This window comes from Gluconobacter sp. ESL1110, from assembly GCF_058107395.1.
On the sequence record NZ_JBYLUK010000011.1, the window covers coordinates 276,039 to 300,047 of the forward strand.

General features: G+C 58.2%; 27 protein-coding genes. 8 read left to right on the forward strand and 19 right to left on the reverse strand.

Translation table 11 applies throughout. The features are described 5' to 3' along the window. From AC3B6F_RS14470 to AC3B6F_RS14485, 4 genes are all read left to right on the forward strand, one after another. Positions 1 to 1,014: an MBL fold metallo-hydrolase gene (locus tag AC3B6F_RS14470; RefSeq protein ID WP_489824884.1), complete on the forward strand. Its 1,014-nt coding sequence runs from the start codon at positions 1 to 3 to the stop codon at positions 1,012 to 1,014. Positions 1,015 to 1,050: 36 nt separating this feature from the next. Further along, the gene (locus AC3B6F_RS14475) at positions 1,051 to 1,554 is read left to right on the forward strand and encodes an ankyrin repeat domain-containing protein (RefSeq protein ID WP_010501114.1); all 504 of its coding nucleotides are present in this window, start codon (positions 1,051 to 1,053) and stop codon (positions 1,552 to 1,554) included. Continuing rightward, positions 1,551 to 2,621, forward strand: coding sequence for a histidinol-phosphate transaminase (gene hisC / locus AC3B6F_RS14480; RefSeq protein ID WP_489824885.1), 1,071 nt, complete (start codon positions 1,551 to 1,553; stop codon positions 2,619 to 2,621). The genes AC3B6F_RS14475 and hisC overlap by 4 nt, the downstream gene beginning before the upstream one ends. Before the next feature lie 132 nt (positions 2,622 to 2,753). Then, complete coding sequence (locus AC3B6F_RS14485; protein WP_026017382.1) at positions 2,754 to 3,038, forward strand: hypothetical protein; 285 nt, start codon at positions 2,754 to 2,756, stop codon at positions 3,036 to 3,038. A 27-nt stretch (positions 3,039 to 3,065) separates the two neighbouring features. Here the strand turns inward: AC3B6F_RS14485 and AC3B6F_RS14490 are convergent, their stop codons facing one another. Both AC3B6F_RS14490 and AC3B6F_RS14495 read right to left on the reverse strand, forming a co-directional pair. Next, positions 3,066 to 3,857: a glycosyltransferase gene (locus AC3B6F_RS14490; RefSeq protein ID WP_489824886.1), complete on the reverse strand. Its 792-nt coding sequence runs from the start codon at positions 3,855 to 3,857 to the stop codon at positions 3,066 to 3,068. Positions 3,858 to 3,876: 19 nt separating this feature from the next. Then, the gene (locus AC3B6F_RS14495; protein ID WP_489824887.1) at positions 3,877 to 4,242 is read right to left on the reverse strand and encodes an HNH endonuclease; all 366 of its coding nucleotides are present in this window, start codon (positions 4,240 to 4,242) and stop codon (positions 3,877 to 3,879) included. Positions 4,243 to 4,321: 79 nt separating this feature from the next. Between AC3B6F_RS14495 and AC3B6F_RS14500 the strand changes: the two genes are divergently transcribed. The 3 genes from AC3B6F_RS14500 (at position 4,322) to AC3B6F_RS14510 (ending at position 6,599) form a co-directional block, all read left to right on the forward strand. Beyond that, complete coding sequence (locus AC3B6F_RS14500; RefSeq protein WP_062505388.1) at positions 4,322 to 5,605, forward strand: aminopeptidase; 1,284 nt, start codon at positions 4,322 to 4,324, stop codon at positions 5,603 to 5,605. Then, positions 5,602 to 6,114: a hypothetical protein gene (locus AC3B6F_RS14505; RefSeq protein ID WP_023944912.1), complete on the forward strand. Its 513-nt coding sequence runs from the start codon at positions 5,602 to 5,604 to the stop codon at positions 6,112 to 6,114. Before AC3B6F_RS14500 ends, AC3B6F_RS14505 begins: the two co-directional genes overlap by 4 nt. Positions 6,115 to 6,182: 68 nt before the next feature. Further along, entirely contained in the window at positions 6,183 to 6,599 is a 417-nt protein-coding gene (locus AC3B6F_RS14510; RefSeq protein ID WP_010501097.1) for a hypothetical protein, read from the forward strand. Here the strand turns inward: AC3B6F_RS14510 and AC3B6F_RS14515 are convergent. Both AC3B6F_RS14515 and fliI read right to left on the reverse strand, forming a co-directional pair. Further along, positions 6,591 to 7,016, reverse strand: coding sequence for a flagellar FliJ family protein (locus AC3B6F_RS14515; protein ID WP_489824888.1), 426 nt, complete (start codon positions 7,014 to 7,016; stop codon positions 6,591 to 6,593). The genes AC3B6F_RS14510 and AC3B6F_RS14515 overlap by 9 nt on opposite strands. 20 nt (positions 7,017 to 7,036) lie before the next feature. Then, the gene (fliI, locus tag AC3B6F_RS14520; protein WP_489824889.1) at positions 7,037 to 8,413 is read right to left on the reverse strand and encodes a flagellar protein export ATPase FliI; all 1,377 of its coding nucleotides are present in this window, start codon (positions 8,411 to 8,413) and stop codon (positions 7,037 to 7,039) included. Positions 8,414 to 8,565: 152 nt separating this feature from the next. Here fliI and AC3B6F_RS14525 point away from each other — a divergent pair, with 152 nt between their 5' ends. Then, positions 8,566 to 9,309 (forward strand): response regulator transcription factor, encoded by a 744-nt coding sequence (locus AC3B6F_RS14525; RefSeq protein WP_489824890.1) that lies wholly within the window; start codon positions 8,566 to 8,568, stop codon positions 9,307 to 9,309. A 9-nt stretch (positions 9,310 to 9,318) separates the two neighbouring features. Here the strand turns inward: AC3B6F_RS14525 and thiD are convergent, their stop codons facing one another. From thiD to AC3B6F_RS14600, 15 genes are all read right to left on the reverse strand, one after another. Next, entirely contained in the window at positions 9,319 to 10,128 is an 810-nt protein-coding gene (gene thiD / locus AC3B6F_RS14530; RefSeq protein WP_489824891.1) for a bifunctional hydroxymethylpyrimidine kinase/phosphomethylpyrimidine kinase, read from the reverse strand. 3 nt (positions 10,129 to 10,131) lie between these two features. Continuing rightward, complete coding sequence (gene glmM / locus AC3B6F_RS14535; RefSeq protein ID WP_489824892.1) at positions 10,132 to 11,490, reverse strand: phosphoglucosamine mutase; 1,359 nt, start codon at positions 11,488 to 11,490, stop codon at positions 10,132 to 10,134. Between the two features lie 100 nt (positions 11,491 to 11,590). After that, positions 11,591 to 13,495, reverse strand: a complete 1,905-nt coding sequence (ftsH, locus tag AC3B6F_RS14540) for an ATP-dependent zinc metalloprotease FtsH (RefSeq protein ID WP_489824893.1) — start codon at positions 13,493 to 13,495, stop codon at positions 11,591 to 11,593. A gap of 168 nt (positions 13,496 to 13,663) precedes the next feature. After that, on the reverse strand, positions 13,664 to 14,908 hold the full coding sequence (gene tilS / locus AC3B6F_RS14545; protein ID WP_489824894.1) for a tRNA lysidine(34) synthetase TilS: 1,245 nt from the start codon (positions 14,906 to 14,908) through the stop codon (positions 13,664 to 13,666). After that, positions 14,886 to 15,764, reverse strand: a complete 879-nt coding sequence (locus AC3B6F_RS14550; protein WP_489824895.1) for a tetratricopeptide repeat protein — start codon at positions 15,762 to 15,764, stop codon at positions 14,886 to 14,888. Before AC3B6F_RS14550 ends, tilS begins: the two co-directional genes overlap by 23 nt. A 155-nt stretch (positions 15,765 to 15,919) precedes the next feature. After that, positions 15,920 to 16,399 (reverse strand): peptidoglycan-associated lipoprotein Pal, encoded by a 480-nt coding sequence (gene pal, locus AC3B6F_RS14555; RefSeq protein ID WP_010501078.1) that lies wholly within the window; start codon positions 16,397 to 16,399, stop codon positions 15,920 to 15,922. 587 nt (positions 16,400 to 16,986) lie between these two features. After that, complete coding sequence (gene tolB, locus AC3B6F_RS14560; RefSeq protein WP_489824896.1) at positions 16,987 to 18,351, reverse strand: Tol-Pal system beta propeller repeat protein TolB; 1,365 nt, start codon at positions 18,349 to 18,351, stop codon at positions 16,987 to 16,989. Positions 18,352 to 18,367: 16 nt separating this feature from the next. After that, positions 18,368 to 19,363, reverse strand: a complete 996-nt coding sequence (locus tag AC3B6F_RS14565) for a hypothetical protein (protein WP_023944900.1) — start codon at positions 19,361 to 19,363, stop codon at positions 18,368 to 18,370. Positions 19,364 to 19,375: 12 nt separating this feature from the next. After that, a complete protein-coding gene (tolR, locus tag AC3B6F_RS14570) occupies positions 19,376 to 19,813 on the reverse strand; it encodes a protein TolR (protein ID WP_010501072.1) in 438 nt (145 codons plus the stop codon). 3 nt (positions 19,814 to 19,816) lie between these two features. Next, positions 19,817 to 20,560 carry a protein TolQ gene (gene tolQ, locus AC3B6F_RS14575; protein ID WP_023944898.1) on the reverse strand — a complete coding sequence of 248 codons (744 nt, stop codon included), beginning with the start codon at positions 20,558 to 20,560 and terminating at the stop codon, positions 19,817 to 19,819. 77 nt (positions 20,561 to 20,637) lie between these two features. Continuing rightward, positions 20,638 to 21,063: a tol-pal system-associated acyl-CoA thioesterase gene (ybgC, locus tag AC3B6F_RS14580; protein ID WP_007282571.1), complete on the reverse strand. Its 426-nt coding sequence runs from the start codon at positions 21,061 to 21,063 to the stop codon at positions 20,638 to 20,640. Positions 21,064 to 21,089: 26 nt separating this feature from the next. Then, complete coding sequence (gene ruvB / locus AC3B6F_RS14585) at positions 21,090 to 22,133, reverse strand: Holliday junction branch migration DNA helicase RuvB (RefSeq protein ID WP_489824897.1); 1,044 nt, start codon at positions 22,131 to 22,133, stop codon at positions 21,090 to 21,092. Beyond that, entirely contained in the window at positions 22,130 to 22,732 is a 603-nt protein-coding gene (gene ruvA / locus AC3B6F_RS14590) for a Holliday junction branch migration protein RuvA (RefSeq protein ID WP_489824898.1), read from the reverse strand. The genes ruvB and ruvA overlap by 4 nt, the downstream gene beginning before the upstream one ends. Then, complete coding sequence (ruvC, locus tag AC3B6F_RS14595; protein WP_426065798.1) at positions 22,729 to 23,235, reverse strand: crossover junction endodeoxyribonuclease RuvC; 507 nt, start codon at positions 23,233 to 23,235, stop codon at positions 22,729 to 22,731. The genes ruvA and ruvC overlap by 4 nt, the downstream gene beginning before the upstream one ends. Beyond that, entirely contained in the window at positions 23,232 to 23,981 is a 750-nt protein-coding gene (locus tag AC3B6F_RS14600) for a YebC/PmpR family DNA-binding transcriptional regulator (protein WP_489824899.1), read from the reverse strand. The genes ruvC and AC3B6F_RS14600 overlap by 4 nt, the downstream gene beginning before the upstream one ends. Between the last annotated feature and the right edge of the window lie 28 nt (positions 23,982 to 24,009).

Here is a 24,009-nt window from a genome sequence, read left to right on the forward strand (position 1 = left end):
GTGAAACACGCTCTTGTGCTCGACGACAACCCACTACACTTCGACGGAACACGTTATTTCAACCCACCTTCATGGCGCCCGGATAGCACTGCCCCCGCGCGAACACCGGGTCAGCGTTTCCGGAATATCCTGAAATGGCAGCTCAGCCTGCGTCCCCGCTGGCCCGATGCCCTGCCCCCTCAGACACCCCACACCCTGACTGCTCCCGCGCCCGGTGAATGCCTCGCAACCTTCATCGGCCATGCCACCGTTCTGCTTCAGTTCGGACGGCAGGGGCGTGAACCATTACGCATCATCACGGACCCGGTGTTTTCAGAACGCTGTTCCCCCCTCCGCAGTTTCGGCCCCAAACGCGTCCGCCCACCCGGCATTCCTCTGGAAGCCCTTCCACCCATCGACATGATCCTGGTGTCGCACTGCCACTACGATCATATGGATCTGCCAACCCTACGGGTTCTGGCGGCAAAGAACGACGCAGTGTGCATTTCCCTGTCAGGCAATCGTAGACATCTGGAAAAGGCCGGACTTCCCCGCATCGTCGAACTCGACTGGTGGGAAGGCACACAGGCTGAAGGTGCGCGAATCACGGCAACCCCAGCCCTGCATGGGAGCGCCCGCACACCGTTCGACCAGAACATGGCGCTTTGGGGCGGCTTTATGATCGAAGCCGAAGGTAAAAATGCCTTCTTCGCTGGCGATACTGCCTGGGGCAGACATTTCGACGCCATCCATCGGCGCTGGAACACCATCGACCTCGCCATCCTCCCCATTGGCGCTTACGAACCGCGCAATTTCATGCGCCGTGTTCATATGAACCCGGAAGAAGCCATGATGGCATTCGACACCCTCACGCCGGATCAGGCCATCGCTATCCATTTCGGAACCTTTCAGCTCACGGATGAGGCCATTCTGGAACCTGCTGCCCGGCTGGAAATCGCTTCCCAAGATCACCCAAGACGCTTCAAAGCGCTGGAAAATGGCGAGACCCTTACCCTTCCGTCATCAAGCCGCTAACCTAGGGCCACATTGTCCCCTCTGGTGGAAACCGTCATGAACGCACAGACCGTCAACTTCACCCCCGAACAGATTACCGCCCTGTTCATTGACGCCGCCCGTGAGGGTGACACAGACCTGCTGACCCAGTTCCTTGATGCGGGAATGGCCATCGACACGCCTGACAGCCGCGGTTACACGGCCCTCATCGTGTCCACCTATAACGGACATATGGAAGCGGCCCGACTGCTGCTTCAGCGAAATGCCAACACGGAAGCCACCGACCTGAAAGGCGCGACGGCCCTTTCAGGCGTTGCTTTCAAGGGGCTGACGGATATCGCCAAAATTCTGATCGATCACGGAGCGCAGGTCGATCATGCCAATTTCTCAGGCCGTACCCCGCTCATGTTTGCCATCATGTTCGGCAGGGAAGACATGGCGCGCCTTCTTCTCAACGCGGGCGCCAACCCCGATCATCGCGATGTGGACGGCGTCTCTGCGCGTGATCTGGCCGAACGCCAAAACCTGACAGGTCTTTTCACTGAAAGAACAGGCGCATGAGCCGTTTCTGGAACCGTCGCGTCCACGATCTTGATCCCTACGTTCCCGGCGAACAGCCGAAACTTACGAATCTGCTCAAACTCAACACCAACGAGTCCCCCTATGGACCCAGCCCGAAAGTGCTGGAGGCGATCCGCGCCTCAGCGACAGACACGCTGCGCCTGTATCCGGACCCTACGGCAACCGCCCTGCGCGAAAGCATTGCCGAACGTTTTGATGTATCGCCAGAGTGTGTTTTCGTCGGCAACGGCTCGGACGAAGTGCTGGCTCACGCCTTCCGTGCCCTGTTCCACGACGACGCGCCTCTCTATTTCTCAGACGTCACATACGGGTTCTACCCCGTCTATTGCGGCCTGTTCGAACAGCCTTTCAAACAGTTCCCGCTAAATGACGACTATGAGATCAACATTGACGCCTATGACGGTCCATGTGGCGGCGTGGTTGTTGCGAACCCCAATGCCAATACGGGTCTGGCCCTCACGCTCGAGCAGATCGAAACACTGGCTCTTCGCCATCCGGACCGAACCGTCATCATCGACGAGGCCTATGTTGACTTCGGCGCCGAGTCGGCCATCCCCCTCACAAAGCGCCATGACAACCTTCTGGTGGTGCAAACGCTGTCCAAATCCTACGCACTGGCAGGGCTGCGGGTTGGCTTTGCCATTGGCTCCCCGGAACTGATCGAAGGACTGATCCGGGTTAAGGACAGCTTCAACTCATACCCCCTGTCCCGCCCGGCGCAGGAAGGTGCAATCGCCGCCATCAGGGATACGGACTGGCTGGCGGACATTACACGCAGGGTCATGGCCAGCCGCGCAACCCTAGTTCCGGAACTCGAAAATCTCGGCTTCCAAGTCCTGCCATCCTGTGCCAACTTCGTTCTCATGCGTCATCCGGCGCATCCGGCCGGTTCGGTCGCCTCCGCCCTGCGCGAGCGCTCGATCCTGGTGCGGCATCTTTCAACCCCGCGTATCCAGAACTGGCTACGCGTCACGATCGGAACTGACGAGGCCTGCACACGCCTGATTGACGCCCTTCGGGCCATCATTCTGAGCAACCGATCCTGAACCAAGCCTGGGCGGACTGATCCGCCCTCACGATCATGACCTCCCAGAGGCCAACCGGTGCACCCTCGTGCGCCGTTCTGCATTTCTGACAAATGCGGAGGCTTCTGGCATTTCGTGCTGAAAGACCAAGACATGCGCGCATTCCACGGACAAATGTCCGACAACCAGCCTATCCGCCGCAATCAGGCCGAAAAGGAAAAGCAGCTTCGGGACCTCAAGGAGACGCTTGCGTCCATGAAGTCCCATACCTCCCCGGCGCTCAAGGAGAGCGTCCAGCGCCGCATCAAGGAACTGGAAACGGAACTCCGTGCCGCTGCCCGCGAAAAAGCGACCCGTGACGCCAATCGGAGCGAGCAGCCGCAGGATCAGCAGCGCCAGCGCCGTGCGCCGCGCCGGAACACCATCCGCTCCATGTGAGGATGATTGGAGCCGGGCTTGTGTCGATTACTGACCCGCCCGGTTCCACGCCTCGCCCATGCAGCGAAGCCGGATTGGGTGCATGCCATCCGTTTCCGTCAGAACATAAAACGCCGAATAGTTTCCACTGGGACGTCCCGGACGGGACTTGAGAAAATTGAAAACACTTCGATCAGCCGTCATCCGTGTCTGATCTCCAGCCAAAGGCTGATTCCAGAGGTCGAGAACCTCCGGCACCCGGGTTCGATCAATCATCAGACAGTTCGGATCAACAAACCCCCCATACGCCTCACGAAACAGACCGCCACCCAACCCAATGGATTCCCATTGGTCTTCACAGACGGCTTTCAGCGTTCGGGGGTGAACGAACCATCTCCCGGACCATGCCCAGTCCTGCCCTTCAATCGCATCAAGCAGTGAGTGAAGATGGTCAGGAGCCCACCAGTTATCATCGTCCAGATAGGCAATACGGGGTGCATTGGAGAGTTGGCTCAGCACACTGCGCAAGACGCCGCCGTCCCACGCCTTCCCGAACCCACCATGCCGTTCGGATGTAGAATACCCCGGCCATAAAACCTGCACGGACCACCCGTCCGGTCTACCCTGACAGACCTGCTCCAGCATGCCCTGCGCCCCGCCTGGAGGAGCAACATCCACCCCAATCAGGATCTGAACACGCAGATGCCCCATCTGGGCAAATACTGAGTCCAACGCATGTTTCAAGGTGGGTCTCAGCAAACTGGGAATGACCACCGCGACATCAAAAGGACGCTGATCGGGCTGACCATCGTCAGCAAAAATGTGAAGTCCAGGACGCATGTCTCAAGATTACGAGACGTCAGGCCATCCGTCCACGGCGCGGCCCTCGCTTGGAAGCGGCTCGTCGTGTGGAAGCATGAAAATCAGCCGGTTTCCGACGTATCCATGACAGAAATGGTGCAAGCACCGCCTCCTGACGCAGGGCTTCAGGCTCTTTCAGACGAACGGCCAGTTCCACTTCGCTAAAATGCGCGTGAATAGCATTGTGACAGACCTGATGCAGTCGAACCGTCTCCGCCTGAGCGCCGCCCTTCAGCTTTGGTATGAGATGATGACGTGAAGACCGCGACGTCGACGGAATGGGTCTCCCACACAGCCCACAGCAGACGCCATCATACGCGCCCGGCGGCTCCAACAGTTTTTCAAATGCTCGGTTTCGTCCCATGGGCTTTGAGAGTGGGTCCATAGAGAACGAAGCGCAAGTCTTGGCGCCACTCTTGCACTTCCTCCCTTCAACCCCCACCATGACAGACAGATTTTCCATTGCGAAAGAGCAAGACGTGCCCGTTCCTTCCCCCTTTTCGCACGAACAGCTTCTGGACCGGCTCGGTGAAGTTGCTGTCCGCGTTGGCCTGAATATCAAGCCCGGGCAGCAGCTTCTCATTACGGCCCCACTCGACGCCGTGCCACTGGTCCGCCGCGTCACGGAACACGCCTACAAGGCTGGCGCTTCCCTCGTCACCACATTGTACGCTGACGATGAAGCTACTTTGGCCCGTTACATCCACGCTTCCGACGATGCTTTCGACACGGCTCCCACCTGGCTCGCCAACGGGATCGCTCAGGCGTTCCGGGACGGCGCGGCCCGCATGGCCATCACCGGCGCCAACCCGACCCTTCTCGCCGGACAGGACCCGGAGCGCATTTCCCGGGCCAACCGCGCCAATTCAGCCGCCAATCGTCCGGCCATGGAAATCATCACCCAGTTTGCTGTAAACTGGAACATCATTGCCTGCGCCACCCCCGCCTGGGCTGCTCAGGTATTCCCCGACCTGCCCGCAGATGAGGCGCTGACCGCCCTATGGAACGGCATCTTCAAATCATCCCGCGTTGACGTCCCAGATCCGGTTGCAGACTGGAAGGCCCATAATGCGCGCCTCCATGCCCGCGCCAAATACATGAATGACACGCGGTTTGACGCGCTGCACTTCTCCGGTCCCGGCACAGACCTGACGGTAGGTCTGGCAGACGGCCACGCATGGGCCGGCGGCTCGGAAGAGGCACTGAATGGTGTCGTGTGCAACCCGAACATCCCTACAGAAGAGATTTTCACGACGCCACATCGCTCCCGCGTCAATGGAACGGTGTGCAGCACCAAACCTCTTTTCCATCAGGGCACCCTGATTGACGATATTTCCGTCCGCTTCGAAGACGGCCGCATTGTCGAGGCTCACGCCAGCAAGGGCGAGAACGTTCTGCATCGTATTCTGGACACGGATGAAGGTGCCCGTCGCATTGGAGAAGTAGCCCTCGTGCCGCATTCTTCCCCAATTTCCGCCAGCGGCATTCTCTACAAGAACACCCTGTTTGATGAAAATGCGTCCAGCCATATCGCGCTTGGGCAGGCTTATACCAAGTGCATGGTCGACATTGAGGGCCTGACGCCGGAACAGCTGCTGGAACGCGGCGTTAATGATTCCCTGATCCATATCGACTGGATGATCGGGTCGGACAAGATTGATCTTGATGGCCTCAAGGACGGAACACGCACGCCTCTCATGCGTGCTGGTGAATGGGTGATTTCATGATTTTTCGACGCAGCTTTCTTGCTGTCTTCGCCTTGGCAACGGGGGCTATCACGCCCCTGACCGCCTTGGCTCAGGGCGCTCCAAGCCAGACACAGATCGACGGTCAATCAGGTCAGCAGTCCGCACAGATCCCACCGCAGTTCCGTGCGGACGCGGAACGCGCCATGCGTTATGTATTGCCGGCAGACTTTATGCCCCGCGCGGTTTCTGCAATCAGCGAGCTTCAGGGACGCAACATTCAACCCCCGAATTCGCAGGGTCTTGGACTTCAGGACATGATCGCCCGCGCAAGCCAGGTGCCCGGTTTCCCGGATGTCTTACGGTCACACGGCTTCACGCCTGAAACATTCATTATTGGCATGACAACCTTCGGTATGACGCTGGCCGCCAGCAACGGTCAGGTTCCCGCCGGAATGCCGTCTCCCAACCCGTCCAATGTTGCGCTGTTCAAAGCCCATCCAGATCAGGTCAATGCCCTGATGCAGGCTATGGGAAACCCACCGCACTGATATTTGCGGGCATATCCTTTGCAAGGGTATGCCTTCTTTTCCAGACAGAGCCCTGATAAAACAGCGCCATGTCCGTGATGCTCGATCCCTCCACACTTCCATCCGTCAATATTCTTGGCCTGGCCCAGTCTGGAGCCATTCTACGCGCCGAACGCGAAACCGCGCCCGACGGAATACCAGCGTTCATCACGAAAGAAGGCTGGAACGAGCTGATTGCGGCCCATGCTGACGATCATACGGCGCCTCATACAGTCGTGCTTCCTGCGCTTGAAAAAGCCGTTGCCCGTATTCTGTCCCACGCCGCCGAATCAGCTCAGAGTGAAGGGAAGACTGCTCCTGTCATCAGTCTGGAAAGCGACCTTTTCCAGAGCGATTCCACCCTTATTCTGGCTTTTGTCCGAGATGAAACCCACCCTGTTGCCTGCGCTTTGATAGGTACTGCAGGCCACCTGGTTGATATGCTTCGGGGCGACGGATCAATTTAAAGTTCTCTGCCGTAGCGCCAACTCATCCAGAACGGCCTGTTCTTTACGAAGATGCTGCTGCTGAATTTCGACCTGCTGCTTCTCTTCCAGCTTTTCCACGGCCTTCAGGGCTGCCTGTGCCATCAGAAGAGCTGACCGGATGCAATCCCTGTCCATGGCAGCCTGCCGACATTTTTCCTGAGCATCAGAAATGGCCTGCTGCCCGACAGGGAGCCAACGACTGAATGCTTCCACTGCCCCATCGTCAGCCGCTGGATCAGAAGCCAGCTTTTGCTCCGTCAGAAGGTGCTGGTGCCTCTGTCCCAGAAGCATTTCTGCGGCTGCCTCGCGGGCAACAGCCTCTCCAAAAGCCTTTTCCACATCTGCCAGTTCATGGCGTCTCAGGCGACGAAGAGCCTCAAGCGGCATCTGCCTCATTATCTTTTCTCCGATAGCGGTCAGGCTGCGGAAGCCATGATGGTTCCAAGCTGCTCAAAGGCCTCCAGGCACCTTGAGCGTTCATTTTTTCCCTGAGACAGAAACGCATCCAGTTGAGGCATCAGGCGAATAGCCTCATCCACGTCTTTCTCTGTCCCGGATTTGTAAGCACCCAGCCGGATCATATCGGCCATGCGTTCATAGGTTGCCATGATCGCCCGCGCCTGGCGGGTTAATCGGTTTTCTTCCGCCGAATTACATCCGGGAACAGCTCGGGACAGGGAGCGAAGTACGTCGATTGCCGGATACCGCCCCTGCTCTCCGATCTTCCGATCAAGAATGATATGACCATCGAGAATGCCGCGCACAGCATCAGCAACCGGCTCGTTATGGTCATCCCCCTCCACCAGGACCGTGAACAGAGCCGTAATCATGCCCTGCCCGGGATAGCCCGGCCCCGCCCGCTCCAGCAACTTCGGCAATTCGGCAAAAACAGAAGGTGGGTAACCCCGTGTGGCGGGGGGTTCTCCGGCTGACAAACCGATTTCGCGCAAAGCCATGCAATAACGGGTTACGCTGTCCATCAGAAGCAGAACCGATTTGCCCTGATCACGAAAATACTCGGCGATGGCCATGGCAGAAACAGCTGCATCCCGGCGCATCAAGGGAGGCGTGTCCGATGTCGCAATGACAACGACGCTCCGTGCAAGCCCTTCCGGACCAAGGTCGTCTTCGATGAATTCCCGGACTTCCCGGCCTCGCTCCCCCACGAGTGCAATGACCGCAACATCAAAATCCGCGCCTCGGGCCAACATAGACAGCAGCGTTGATTTACCAACACCAGATCCTGCAAACAGGCCTAACCTTTGCCCGCGCCGGCAGGTTGTAAATGCATCAAGCGCCCTGACCCCCAGATCAATTCTGTCTCCAAGTCTGGCGCGTGTCGCAGCATTTGGAGGCGAACTGAGGACAGGCTGGCGAGTCAGAGCAGGAGTCAGGGGCCCCTTGCCGTCCATCGGTACACCAAGCGGATCAATAACACGCCCCAACCAGCTCTCATTCACGCCAAGAGAGGCACAGGACTGTCGACTTAGAGGAATTCGTGCCTGACAACCGGGGCCAATACCTTCAAGGCTTCCAAACGCCATCACTCTGGCTTGCGCATCATGAAACCCTACAACCTCTGACTGTATGGTGCTTCCAGAACGTGCATGAATTGAGATTCGATCCCCGATTGAAACGAGTCCTTCCAGACCACGGATTGTTACACACAACCCTGTCACGTCCTGAACGGTTCCCACTGCACCGTCAGGTTGCAAATTAGCCATCTTCTCCAAAAGCTTCTCAAGGAAACTTGGAGACGGGTGTTTCTTCTGCTTTTCCGTGGCTTCTGGCATCTTTAGAACGCTAAGCTGAAAGGGTTAAAAAAAGCTGAAGCCGCATCGCCACATGACGGAATAATGAAAAATTTACGATTTTCCGTTTCTATCTATCGACATTCACAACCTTGGGTAGTAACCATTGCTTTACCAATCCTGGAGTTGAAAACATGCGTATCCTTCTTGTTGAGAGTGATCTTCAAGCCGCAGCGACCCTGTCCCAGATCCTGCGGACTGCGGCTTTCACCGTAGATCACACAGCCTCCGGCGAAGAAGCCATCGAGATGCTTCGTCATTACGATTACGATGTGATGGTTCTCGAGCTGCTGCTGAACGACATTGAAGGATATGACGTCATTCGCCGGGTACGCTCATCCCGGATCACGACCCCCATTCTCGTTCTTTCTGCCCTGCTGCGCCCCCAGGCCAAGATCCGTGCATTCTCAATGGGTGCAGATGATTATATGGCCAAGCCCTACGACCCCGGTGAACTCATCGCTCGCCTTCAGGCTGTCATGCGTCGGTCCCGCGGGTTTGCTGAACCCTGTCTGCGAGTTGGAAATCTGGAACTCGATCTGAATGGCAAGAACGTCACCGTCGACGGAACGGCCCTGCATCTTACAGGCAAGGAATATGCCATTCTGGAACTTCTGATCATCCGCAAAGGGTCAGTACTGACGAAAGACGCCTTCCTGAACCACCTCTATGGCGGCATCGACGAGCCGGAAATGAAGATCATTGACGTCTTCATCTGCAAACTTCGCCGCAAACTGCAGAAAGCCGGGGCAGAAAACCTGATCGCAACCGTATGGGGGCGCGGCTACATTCTGCGTGACGAACCAGCGACCGAAACCAGCTCTGCCGTACCGGATCATCATACCCGTACGCCTCAGCCCGTCACAACATTCGCCTGAAAACAGCTTTCAGGATTGGTGCCATTCAGGCCGGATCGTTACCCCATGATCGACCGGCCCGTGCCCCTGCCCCAATCCGGGAGCATGTGACAGCGCCAGTCTGAGATATTGGCTTCCCCGCCGAACGGCAGCGTCCAAATCCATGCCTTGTGCAATCCCAGTCGCAATTGCACTGGCCAGAGTACATCCCGTTCCATGCGTATGGAGGGTTTTTAGCCTCTCGCCACGAAGAACAACTTCGCTTCCATCAGAAAAAACCAGCAAATCCTCAAGGTCATCGCTCCGCAGATGCCCTCCTTTCAGGAGAACGGCCTGCGCACCCTGCTTCTGCAACTGATGCGCTGCAACACGCATTTCCTCCAGATCCGTAATGACCAGTCCGGTCATGACTTCAGCTTCCGGAATATTGGGTGTCACAACCAGAGCGCGAGGAAGCAGGCGGCTCATCACTGCATCCACTGCTTCCGCGTCCAGCAGAACCGAGCCGCTCGTGGACACCATGACAGGATCCAGAACCAGCGGCAGTTCTGAGCGAAGCGACAATTCGTCTGCTACCGCATGAACGATTGCGGCATTGGCCAACATGCCTGTTTTGCAGCAATCCGCTCCCAGATCATCCAGAACAACCTGCATCTGCTGACGAACAAAGGCAGGCGAGACAGCCTCGACCCCGAACACACCTAACGTGTTCTGAGCAGTCAAAGCTGTAATGGCACTCATGCCAAACCCACCCAGCGCCAGGATAGTTTTGAGATCGGCCTGGATTCCGGCTCCCCCGCCCGAATCACTCCCAGCAACGGTCAGAACCCGCCCGATCATCGTTTAATGTCCCGTAATGGCGCGGATCGCATCGCAAACATGATCCACGACTTCTACCACAAGAGTTTCCTCTTCCGCTTCCGCCATGACGCGGATCAAAGGCTCAGTTCCACTCGCGCGCAGAACCAGACGCCCCCGACCGGCAAGGCGTTCTTCGGCCCAGGATTTTGCAGCAGCCAATTCTGGACTACTTAAAGGGCTGACACCCGAATAACGCACATTCTTCAGAAGCTGGGGGAAAGGCTCGAAAACCTTACAGATTTCACTGGCGGGCTTCTTGGTTTCGACCGACACAGCCAGAACCTGCAATGCAGCAATCAGGCCATCGCCTGTCGTGGCATAGTCGGACAGCACCATATGCCCGGACTGCTCACCACCGAGATTTCCACCAATTTCGCGCATCCGCTCAACAACATAGCGGTCACCAACGGCGGTCCGCTGGAGTTCCAGCCCTACTTCTGAAAGTGCCTTCTCCAGGCCCATGTTGGACATGACGGTCGCCACAACAGTCGTGCTGCGGAGGCGATCATGCTGCTTCCAGAATTTGGCAATCAGACCGAGGATCTGGTCTCCATCGACCAGGGTACCGTTCTCATCGGCGATCAGTACGCGGTCGGCATCACCATCCAGGGCAATTCCGAAGTCTGCCTTGTGCTCCTTTACGGCCGTACAAAGCTTCTCTGGATGGGTTGACCCCACACCGTCATTGATGTTCAGGCCGTCTGGAGAACATCCAATCTTGATGACTTCCGCTCCCAGCTCCCACAGAGCCGTCGGCGCTACACGATAAGCCGAGCCATTCGCACAATCGAGAACGATCTTCAGGCCATCCAACCGCAATCCGCGAGGGAAAGAGGCCTTGGCATTCTCAATGTAACGTCCCGCTGCATCATTCAGACGTGAGGCCCGACCGATCTGCTCCGGAGACGCCAGACGCCCTGACAGGTCCTCACCCATCAGCGTCTCGATCTCACCTTCAACGTCATCGGATAGCTTGAAGCCATCCGGCCCGAACAGCTTGATACCGTTGTCTGTGAAAGGGTTATGGGAGGCTGAAATCATGACACCGAGATCAGCCCGGAGGGAACGTGTCAGCATAGCGATGGCAGGTGTCGGCAGCGGACCAACAAGAATGACATCCATGCCCGCAGACAGGAAACCCGCCACAAGCGCACATTCAATCATGTAACCCGACAGACGTGTGTCCTTGCCCAGCACGACACTATGCCGACGGCTTGGATTGCGCATGAAGTACAGCCCGGCTGCCTGTCCGAGTTTCTGGGCAACTTCTACCGTCATCGGCGCGGTATTGGCTGTTCCCCTGATCCCGTCCGTCCCGAACAGTGCCCTCTTGCTGGCCATGGTCATGAAATCCTGCGTGTCTCGATAGATAAGAAAAAGGCGCGACACCGAAGGGAAAGCCCCCTCAATGACGCGCCTGATGGTGCGATTAACGGTCTGATTAGCCTGCCTGCGGGGCCGGATCAAACGCGCCTGGACGCGTTGTTGGCACAGAAGCACGGCGATTATCGGGCAACTGCTCATCATCCGAAGCGCGCTCGATGGCTTCCCCGCGCATAATGCGACCAACATCATCACCAGTCAGCGTCTCATACTCAAGAAGCGCTGCCGTCAGACGATGCAGATCATCAATATGCGTCAGCAGAAGCTCGCGCGCCTGCTGATAAGCCGTGTCGATAAGTACCTTGATCTCCGTGTCGATCTCACGAGCCGTCTGCTCGGACAGGTTCTTGTTCTGCGTCACGGAATGACCCAGGAACACTTCCTGACCGTTATCGCCGTAAGAGATCATACCGAGCTTATCGCTCATTCCCCATTCGGTCACCATCCGGCGTGCCAGATCAGTGGCACTCTTGATGTCACCAGACGCACCGGCACTGACTTCTTCGGGGCCAAAGATGATTTCTTCCGCCACACGACCACCCATGGCGATCACTAAGCGGGCAAGGCACCATTTCCGGCTATAGGAAATATTATCCTTCTCCGGCAACGTCATAACCAGACCCAGAGCACGCCCACGCGGCACAATCGTTGCCTTGTGAATCGGATCGCTACCCGGCGTAAAGATGGCGCAGATGGCGTGACCGGACTCATGATAAGCCGTGGAACGCTTTTCATCCTCGGTCATGACCATGGAGCGGCGTTCCGCCCCCATCATCACCTTGTCCTTGGCTTCCTCGAACTGAGCCATACCAACCGTCCGACGTCCCTGCCGGGCCGACATCAATGCGGCTTCATTCACAAGGTTGGACAGATCCGCACCTGAGAAACCTGGCGTTCCGCGAGCAATGACCTTCGGGTCCACGTCAGAAGACAGCGGCACCTTTTTCATGTGAACACGCAGGATCTTCTCACGCCCCGCCACATCGGGGTTCGGCACCACAACCTGACGGTCAAAGCGACCTGGACGCAGCAGAGCCGGGTCCAGAACGTCCGGGCGGTTTGTCGCGGCAATGAGGATCACGCCCTCGTTGCTTTCAAAACCATCCATCTCAACCAGCATCTGGTTCAGCGTCTGCTCGCGCTCATCATTGCCACCGCCGAGGCCAGCGCCACGATGGCGACCCACCGCGTCGATTTCATCAATGAAGATGATGCACGGTGCAGCCTTCTTGCCCTGCTCGAACATGTCACGCACACGGGATGCACCGACACCCACGAACATCTCCACAAAATCCGAACCGGAAATCGTGAAGAACGGAACATTGGCCTCACCAGCAATCGCGCGGGCCAGAAGCGTCTTACCCGTACCCGGAGGTCCAACGAGCAGAGCGCCTTTGGGGATTTTGCCGCCCAGACGCGTGAACTTCTGCGGGTCTTTGAGGAACTCTACGATTTCCTCAAGTTCAGCCTTGGCTTCGTCGATACCCGCAACATCCTCGAACGTCACACGACCGGTTTTTTCCGTTAGCAGACGGGCCTTGGACTTACCAAAGCCCATGGCACGACCACCACCAGCCTGCATCTGGCGAAACACCATGAAGCAAAGACCAACCAGCAGCAGAACCGGCAGGTAAGCCCCCACATAGCGCAGGATCGGACTTTCGCCGCTATCCATTGGCTTGGCGGTGACTTCCACACCCGCACTCGTCAGACGCGCCGGAAGACCCGGATCAATCGGCGCATACGTCTCGAAAGACGTGCCGTTCGTCAGTGTACCAGAAACATTCTGTTCCTGGATCACGACTGAGCGAACCTGGTGTTCATCCACATCATGGATAAAATCGGAATAAGCGATCTGCTGGGCAGCGTGCTGGCTTCCACCGGGCTGGAAGGCGGTCAGCACTGCCATTCCGACCATGATGATGACCACCCAGATCGCAACGTTACGGCCTAAATTGTTCATCTCGTTCTCTGTCGTCCTTCAGACTGTCTAACCGATGCAGCGTGGCTTCACCGTCTCAAACAGACCGACGTCATAGTCTGCGTTGACTTCATAACATAGGCGGTCCTGCCCGTGTTCCTACCCCATAGGGGAAAGGAAAACGCATTTCAGGGCATTTTGGTGCGCTTTTCATGTCACTGACCCCCTTTCTCCCGTCACAGGCACTCCTCCTGCCCAGACAAAAGGGACTGCCCCAATGCCCTCCAGGACATCAGGCAAACCGATAACCTGTCCATTCCGCCACAGAGCCGGGAGCGTTCTCAAAGCCGAAACAGGCAAACCCACACGTCTGGCATCCAGCTTCAGGGCTCCATCTCCCAAAGTGCCGATCAGTCCGTCAACGGGAAGAGCGTTTGCAGTACAACGCCATCGACCATCCCATATCGCTCCGGCTTTTGCCGCAACCAAGCCTTCGACTGCCCGCTCCTCACGGACGAGCATCACACCGTCTCCGAAACGCCCTGCCGGACGCACCATGACGCCTCCCAGCGTCCCCTGCCCACGCGACACAAGAGCCTGAACCTGCTCCCGAGACGGACGATATCTCCGCCCGGACACCAGGCGGATCAACGCTGCAATCGTGCTGTCCTTTATCCCGTCAGGCCTTAGATGAACCCAGCCTGCCGAATGCCAGACTGCACTTTCCGCCAACACGCGCGCCAGTTTCCTGTCTTCGGAACACCGCAACATCTGTGCCGCGACCTGCCATTCCCGCGCTTGATTCCGCTGAGCCGGTGACAGATCCTGTCGCCAGCGAACACGCTCAAAGCGCCTGTTCTGATTGGAAGGATCTTCAATCCATGCAAGACCGGCCGCACGCAATGTCGTGCGTAGCCGCTCTGGCGCCAGCATGAGGCAAGGTCGGACAATTCTGATCCGCCCCCGAAGAGCCACAGCCCCCATCCCGGCCAACCCGCTCGGACCACTGCCAGCATTCTGGCGCATCCAGACTGTCTCATCCTGATCATGCAGATGGTGGGCAACCAGCAGATCAAGACACCCCGCCTCAACGCAGGCCTCTTCCAAAGCTTCAAAACGCGCATCCCGCGCACGCTCCTGAAGCCGCCCTTCAGGAAAAGGCGCCAGCTTTAAAACATGCGCGTCAATGCCCATCACCTGGAGGCGGCTGGCTGTCAGGCGTGCCTCAGCAGCAGATTCGACGCGTAAAGCATGATCTACAACAAAAGCCACAACATGGTGTCGCCACCGTTTTGCCAACCACGCCAAGGCGAGGGAATCGCCCCCACCGGAAACAGCCAGCCCGACAGGAGCCTCTGCAACGTCGGGCAACCAAGGCCCGACTTTTTCCATAAAGGCGGAAAACTCGTCCGCCCCGACGGGACTGTTCAGATCAGTGACAGGCAGCACGTCCACGGAACGTCGCAGCGGCAGACTTCACTCGAGGAGTTGGAGTTGGAAACTCGTCCTTCAGCTTGTCGAGCGCCTGACAAGCGGAATTTTTGTCGCCCATTGCCAGAAGAGAGGCTGCAACACCCAACAAAGAGTCCTGAGCCTTGGGGGACTTCGGAGCTTTGTTATAGGCATCGTAGTAAGCAACAGCCGACTCACGATACTGCTTCTGCCCAGCAAGAGACTGGGCTAGCAGAAACTGGGAATCCATTTTCCCGGAAGCGCTTTTGGCCGTCTTGATAGCAAAGCGCGCATTCGTTTCAGCGTCGTCGTATTTGCCAGCCTTCAGTGCGGCGTTCCCGAGCTTCAGAGCTTCAAGAGCAGTCTTCGGTGCGGCATCCCCGGTAGCAGGCACGTCAGATTCAGCGGCTTTTGCACTCGGCGCAGCAGATGCTGCGGCCGCGGGTGCCCCGCCCCCGCCGTTCTGAGACGCAAACTGCATGTCTGAAATCTGTTTGGACAGATTAGCCTGCGTTTCCTTCTGCGCGTTGGTCAACTGATCCAGTTCTCCACGCATCTGGCGGTTCTGTTCTTCAAGAGCCGAAACACGCTCCAGAAGCTGAGCCACCATATTCCCGTCTGCACTGTTTCCAGACGATCCTCGTGATGCTGAAGAACTCGGCGCAGGCAAAGGCCCACTGTTCTGGATCTGCGAAACCTGCTGCCGCAAAGAGGCAATTTCATCCTGAAGAGCAATCGCCTCACGGGAAGAAATGCCCCCGCCATCCGATGCGTCCTGCGCCAGAGCCGGCAGGACAGGGCAAAGCACAGAAAACGCCGTTCCGAGCATCAGTGCGCGGAGGGGACGGGACAGGGCCATGCAAGATCTCCTGAAACAGTTCAGCGCCCGGCCAGGGCGCCCTCTCGCAGTCGCCGGCGAGCACGGCAGTAGAGACAGTCATAAAACAGAAACGGCCGGGGGATAAGCTCCCCCGGCCGTTCAAACTGTCAGTCCGTCAGACGGATGACCCGGGTTCAGCGAACCGAGGTGATCGCGTTACGGTTCTGAGCCCATGAGGCTTCGTCATCACCATCAGCGGTCGGACGATCCTTACCGTAGGAGATCGTCGTGATGCGGGAAGCGCTCACGCCCTTGGCGACCAGATAGTCGCGAGCAGCGTTTGCACGACGCTGACCCAGAGCAATGTTGTACTCTTCCGTGCCGCGGTCATCGCAGTTACCAGCAATCTGGATGCTGACCTGCGGATACTTCGCGAGCCATGCAGCCTGCTTGTCCAGCGTAGCGCGAGCTTCTTCGGAGAGCTGGGAAACATTCAGCTCATAGAAGATACGATCGCCAACATTGGCAACCAGATCAGCTTCGCTGCCTGGCGTCGGGCCAGCTTCCTGCGTAGCTGCGCCAGCACCGGTGCTGTTGCCCGTATCGGTTTTGCCATCGGAGCAGGCTGCGAGAACGAGCGCCAGACCAAGCGCACCAAACACCTTGAACTTCATGTGTCTCAACCCTGAGAACGGTTCCGTATCAGGAACCGAAATGCGGCATAACGCCGCGTTGTTCCGGACCCATGCCTTTCATTCGGAACCGCTCAAGAGTCGCATTGCAACTCCCAGCGTGCCCCCTGAAAAACACTGGCCACTAGCGCCCATACTCATGACTTAAATCCGGGGTCAAGCATCCTGTGAGGCACACCCCAGACGCCAGAGAACGATTCTGATTCGAAACCAGAAAACGCAACATAAATGTCACAGCTCTTAAATACGAATGTGGCGGAATTCTGCCAGTTGCTTTGCTGGACATCCTTTAAGCTCTTTATCACCATGCAGATGACGCAAATCAGCCCAGCGCCGAATGCGGGACAGAATTTTCCCATCTTCTGGTGTGGCTTCTTCGATTTACAGAACATGCGATGGAACCATGTTGCCCGTGACAAGCGATCCCGGCTCAATCGACTCCATTTGACGGTCTGTCATCCGTCTTGATCAGGTCTGTAAACCTGCTCTTCATGCCGAGCTTCTGCTCAAGGCATTCGCAAGGGAAAAGCCTCCATGTCAGAAACCTGTCTGACATGGAGGAAGCCTGTTCAGCCGTTCAGCGGAGACCAGGCCGGATCGGACGCGCCAGTCGCCGTCCGGATCGGGCGTTCATTGAAGCCCGTGATGTCGATGGTCCCAATCCCGGAAGAGAAGCCTGCGCCACCCGCGCTGGAAGCACTCTGACGGCAGAAGGCCAGGACACGACCATTCGGACAGAACGTCGGGGACTCAACCGTGAAGCCCTGTGTCAGGATACGTTCGCCCGTTCCGTCCGGATTCATAACCCCCAGCGAGAAGCCACCGTGACCAATGCGGGTGAACGCAATCAGATCCCCACGCGGCGACCAGACCGGCGACCCATACTGGCCCGAACCATAAGAGATCCGGCGTGCCCCGCCACCTGATGCGCTCATGATATAGAGCTGCGGACTACCGCCACGATCGGAGTTGAACACGATCTGGCTGCCATCCGGGCTAAAGCACGGGCTGGTATCAATCGCGCCACCAGAGCTGGTGATCTGATGTTTGCTGCGAGATCCAAGATCGACAACGAAGATGTCTGACCCACCACCACGCGTGGCAGACAGAACAACACGGCTGCCGTCAGGCGAGAAACGCGGCGCGAATGAAATGCCATCGAACTCACCCAGCATCTGCTGCCGACCAGAGCCAAGGTCGAACAGATACACACGCGGGCGGTTGTTCGCGTAAGACATGAACGCGACCTGATCGCGTGCCGGGTTGAAGCGCGGCGTCAGCGTCAGCCACTGGCCACCAGTCAGCATACGGGAGTTGAACCCGTCCTGATCCATCAGCGCCAGACGCGTAATCTGATGACGACGTGGGCCTGTCCGGGCGATGTAAGCGATACGGGTATCGAAATACCCCTTCTCCCCCAGCATCCGCTCATAAATGACGTCAGCAATAATGTGAGCGATACGACGCCAGTTAGACGGAGACGCCGTATAAGCCGTGCCCTGAAGCTGCTCACCAGCCACAACGTTCCACAGCCGCATCTCAACACGAACACTGCCTGAACCGACTGCGCGCCCGGCTACAGCAGCACGGGCACCCTGCGCTTTGAGGGCACTGAAGTCGGGCGTGGAACCCGGAGGTACATCACCGCTCATGACCTTGAAGAGACCCGTGCTCTCCAGATCAGAAGAAATGACGCCAGAGATCTGCTCGCCCATCCCCGCGCCAAAGCTCGGGATCACGATGGGGATCGGCGCCTGACGGGCCTGATCCACGGTAATTTCCGCCTCACCGCCACCAGATGCCGCGGCACCCTGAGCAAAAGCAGACAATGGCGTTGCCAGAAGGCCACCAGCTGCAGCCGTGGCACCAAGAACAGAACGGCGCGACAGCAGCGCGCTGAGAGCATCAGCTTCGGAATCGGAAATGAAGGTCATGATGATTCCTCTAGGGTTACGGCCTGAAGACAAAACGCAGCTGATGCGTCTGGCCTAGCAGGTTGGAAGGAATGGGCAGATGGGCACAGGTCGGGCTCAGCACTGCATCGCGCGCACGCTCCGCCAGCACACGATAGGATGGGTCTGACGCCATCTTCGCTGCTGTGTCTGGAGCATACTTCACAAGACGTGCCTCACCCGTTGCATCCACCGTCACAATCAGATGCGCAACAAAGCTCGCATAGTTCCGCGCTTCCGTGTCTTCCGTGTAGCAACGACGCACGGAACCACCGATCGCTTTCTGATCGGCCATGGACAGGGACTTGGTAATATCCCCGTTGGGAACACCACCGCCATCCGGCGCACCACCCTGCGGCGGATTGGCTTTCGCCTTGGGCGCATGCGTCTGCTTCTGGTCAGACCGGAAGCTGTCCAGCGTTGCCAGCAGGGAATGACTGTCCGCCTGCGTATTCTTGGACGCATTCGGCTGGGTCATATGCGAGAACTTCGGCGTATCCGGAAGCTTGTCAGCCTTCTGCGTCTGCGGGCTCGGCGGGGCTACCATCGTCGACTTGGTCGGCGGAGATGGCTTCGGCGGAGACGCGGGTACAGGCTCTGGCGACGGCTCCGTGATCTTGGGCGGAAGCTTCGTCGGCGGCAGAGGCTGAGGCTTGGTCTCAGGCGCTGGCGGAACCGGCTGCGGCGGTGGTGGAGGCGGAGGTGGTTCTTCTGTCGGCGCCTTCAGAGGAGGCGTCGGGGACGGAGGAGCCTCGTTCTTCACGGGCGCAGGCGCAGGCGCCGGCTTGGGAGCCGGATGGTCAGCCTTGATAGGATGAGTGGGAGGACCAGCCTCCTCGAACTCCATCTGCACCGCCGGAGGTTCCGGCGGCTCAGGAGGTTTCTCGAACGGGATCCGCACCACCAGGTACAGGATCAGTGCCGCATGGACACCAACCGAACCCAGCAGCGCGTTGCGAAAGCGACGCCTGTCCGAACGACGTGGACGCACCACTGGCGAAGTCCTTTACTGGCCGCTCTGAGGCTGCTGAGCGAGCAGCGCCACATGCGTAAAGCCGCCAGACGTGATCTGACCCATGACCTGCATCACGCGGCCATAGTCGATATGCGCATCGGCACGAACGAAGATCCGATGGTTCGGATCATTCTGGGACTGGACCTTGAGCTGGTCCACAAGCTGTTCCGGCGTGATCGGGTCTTCGCCCAGATACAGCGAACCGTCATTGCGCAGCGAAACCGTGATCGGCTTCGTATCCGCATTGACCGGGCTGGCATCCGTTTTGGGCAGATCGACATTGACGCCACTGGTCATCATCGGCGCCGTCACCATAAAAATGATGAGCAGCACCAGCATGACGTCCACCAGCGGTGTGACGTTGATCTCGGATGCCGGACGCCGACGACGGCCCCCTGCGCGCCCTCCTCCTCCAGCGGACATCCCCATGGATCAGGCCTTCCCGCTGGTCGTCTCGTCCGCACGCTCTTCGGACTGGCGGGACAGGATGGCGGCGAATTCGGTTCCGAAAGCCTCCATACGGTCCGCGAATTTGTCTACGGAGTTGCTGAGAACGTTATAGGCAACATAGGCGGGAATAGCCGTCACAAGGCCGATGGCCGTTGCGAACAGAGCTTCGGAAATACCCGGAGCCACGACGGAAAGATTGGTGTTGTGCATGGCAGCGATCGAGCCGAACGCATGCATGATACCCCAGACCGTACCGAATAGACCCACAAACGGGGCTACCGGGCCAATCGTTGCCAGAAAGATCAGGCGACGACCAAGACGGTCATTCTCACGGGAAACGGTAATATTGATGGCACGGTCGATACGGTCCCGCACGCCACCGCGCGCCAGATCAATCCCAACGATCCGTGCTGAACGACGCCATTCGCCCATGGCAGCCCCAAACACGGCGGCCATCGGGTGCGTCGGGCGGGCACCATCGGATTCGTAGAGGTCGTCCAGCGAACCGCCGGACCAGAAACGGTCTTCAAATTCCGTTGCTTCACGATTCACGCGACGCATCAGAATGATTTTTTCCGCGATGATCGCCCACACGCCTGCACTGCACAGGACGAGCCCGATCATGACCAGCTTTACGACGATGGACGCGTGCAGGAACAGGTCCAGAGGCGACAGACCGGCCGCACCGACCGCCCCAAGCGCACTCGAACTTACCTCATGATCCACTGTTCTCTCCTGTCCAGATCCTGTCCCTTACGGGTCAGGTCTCTCCATTGCACTTCGTGAGGAAACAGGAAAGTGGGTCAGACCTCTCCAGCCTCGAGTTTTCGAACAGCATCACACCAGCGAGGCGGAATTTTGGCAGGTTTCATTGTTTCTGCAGAAAGGCACGCCAGTTCCACATCAATGACAACGGCGGTTTCGTTACCCTTTGAGAAATTCCGCACCGTCTGCTGAAGTTTCAGCCGTGTCGGCGTCATGGCCTCCAGCGCAGTCTCGATTTCCATTTCATCATCGAGTCGCAACGGGGAGCGATACCGGATGCTGGCCTGTCGGACGACGAAGGCCAGACCGAAATCATTCAGAAGTTCCGTGACGGACGCATCCGCATCCCGCATGGCCTCGCTGCGTGCACGTTCGGCAAAGCCGAGATAGCGCGCGTGATAGACAATCCCCCCGGCATCCGTGTCTTCATAATAAACCCGGAACCGGATTTTATGCGTTGCCATCAGATCCTCCGCTCATGTGCCCGGCTTCAGGCCGTCGTATCGTCATCGAGCGCAGAAAGGAGATCTACCTGGCTCGCTGGCGGGTTCAGCCCCAGATGGCGCCACCCCGCTTCACCCAGCATGCGACCGCGTGCCGTCCGAAGCACCATGCCTTCCTGGATCAGGTAAGGCTCAATGACATCTTCCAGCGTATCACGAGCTTCCGCCAGACCGGCTGCGAGCGTTTCAACACCCACCGGGCCGCCATGATGGTGTTCCGCAATCCGCAGCAGATAGCGCCGGTCCATCGCATCCAGACCGCGCTCATCAACCTCAAGACGCGACAGCGCCGCATCCGCCGTGGCACGATCAATGATCGGTTTCTTCGCCACCAGTGCAAAATCGCGCACCCGGCGCAGAAGACGCCCGGCAATACGCGGCGTTCCACGGGAACGACGTGCGATTTCTTCCGCACCATCGTCATTTAGATGCACGCCAAGCTTGGTCGCTCCACGGGACACAATGGCCCGCAATTCATCCGGCGTATAAAAAACAAGCCGCAGGGGAATGCCGAAACGATCCCGCAAAGGCGTGGCCAACAGACCGGCACGCGTCGTCGCTGCAACAAGCGTGAACGGCGCAAGATCAATCCGGACAGATCGAGCCGCTGGCCCTTCCCCGATAATCAGATCAAGCTGGAAATCCTCCATCGCGGGATAGAGAATTTCCTCAATCGCAGGCTGAAGACGGTGAATTTCGTCAATGAACAGCACATCGCGTGGCTGAAGATTCGTCAGGATCGCCGCCAGATCCCCTGCCCGCTGAATGACCGGCCCGGACGTTGCCCGGAAACCGACACCCAACTCACGGGACACAATCTGTGCCAGCGTTGTCTTACCCAGACCCGGAGGGCCATGCAGCAGGACATGATCCAGAGCTTCGCCACGAGCCTTCGCGGCCTCGATAAAGATGGCAAGATTTTCGCGGCTGGCTTTCTGCCCCGTAAAATCGGCAAGGCTCTCCGGCCTGAGGCCACTTTCCGCAATGTCTTCCGGCAGACGAGCCGGGTCCGTTTCCCGAAATTCGCTCATCGGGCCAGTTCCTTCAGGCAAAGACGGATAGCCAGATCAAGGCTGGCATTCTCGTTTTCAGCCAGAACACGACTCAGCACCGGCCACGCTTCTGCCCGACGGAAGCCGAGACCCGCCAGCGCCAGAAGTGCATCATTTTCAACGCTTGGTCCGGTCACGATCCCTGGCATCGGGGCAGTAGCCCCGCCACCCGGCATCTTGGCAACCTTGTTGCGCAGTTCACTCAGAATACGGTCTGCAAGGCGCGGGCCGACACCAGCTGCCCGCGTCAAAGCCCCCCGGTCTCCAGCATTGATGGCCAGCAGAATTTCACCCGGCGAGTTGGCCGACAAAATGGCCAAGGCAACCTTGGCGCCCACGCCCTGAACCGTCGTCAGCAGACGGAACCACTCGCGCTCATCAGCGGTCCCAAACCCGTACAGCAGAATCGCATCTTCCCGAACGACTGTTTCAATCAGAAGACGTGCAACTTCCGGTGGATGCGGAACATTTCCCAACGTGCGCGTCGAGGCCGACACCACATAGCCGACGCCATTGACGTCCACGATGCAGCGCTCGCCTTCAATCTGCCCGACAAGACCCGTCAATTGTCCGATCATGCCATTCGCTTCCCAAGAGCCACATGCGCCGCACTGGCTCGATGATGCGCGTGGCAGATCGCCACGGCCAGAGCATCGGAGGCATCTGCTTTATGAATAGCCACGCCGGGTAGCAGACGCTTCACCATCATCGTGACCTGCTCTTTCGTCGCCGCCCCGGTGCCGACCACGGATTTCTTGACCATCATGGCCCCGTATTCCGCGACGGGCAGCCCTTCATATGCAGGTGTTAGAAGCGCCACACCCCGAGCATAACCAAGCTTGAGCGTGGAGGAGCCGTTGCGGTTCACGTAAGTTTCCTCAACCGCAGCTTCGGCGGGAGCATACTCACGGATCAGAGTCTGGAGCTTCCCATGCAGCTCACAGAGCCGCAGGGGAACCGATTCCTGGCCATCCGTTGCGATTACACCGGAAGCCACATGCTTCAGGCGGTTGCCATCCACATCAATAATCCCCCAGCCCATGAAACGCAGGCCGGGGTCTATGCCCATCAGACGGATCAAGCGGCGAGCGCCTGAGCCACGTCATCCGGAAGGTCGAAGTTGGCATAAACAGCCTGAATATCGTCGTTGTCTTCCAGAACGTCGATCAGCTTCAGAACCGTCCGGGCCTTTTCCTCATCCAGCGAAACGCTGTTTTCCGGGCGCCAGTCCAGCTTTGCGGACTGCGGCTCGCCAAAGCGGCTTTCAAGGGCGTCACGAACCGCGAAGAAATTTTCCATCTCGCAGGTGATCTCGTGACCTTCCTCAGTCAGCACAGCATTGTCAGCACCAGCTTCAATGGCGGCTTCGAGCATCTCGTCTTCGGACGCAGCATCGACCGGATAGGTCACGACACCCAGACGCTGGAACATGAAGGACACCGAGTTCGATTCACCCAGTGAGCCGCCATGCTTGGAAAATGCAGCGCGGACTTCACCAGCCGTACGGTTCCGGTTGTCGGTCAGGCCTTCGACAATGATTGCCACGCCAGCCGGGCCGTAGCCCTCATAGCGGACTTCCACATAGTCTTCCCCGCCAGCAGCACCGGAGGCCTTCTTGATGGCGCGCTCGACGTTGTCCTTAGGCATGTTTGCTTCACGCGCTGCCGTAATAGCAGCACGCAGGCGCGGGTTCGATGCCGGATCGGGAAGACCGGACCGCGCAGCAACCGTGATTTCGCGCAGGATCTTGGCAAACTGCTTGGCGCGTTTGGCGTCCTGCGCGCCCTTGCGATGCATGATGTTCTTAAATTGCGAATGACCGGCCATCGGTCGCTCCTTCCTCTACGGGTGTCAG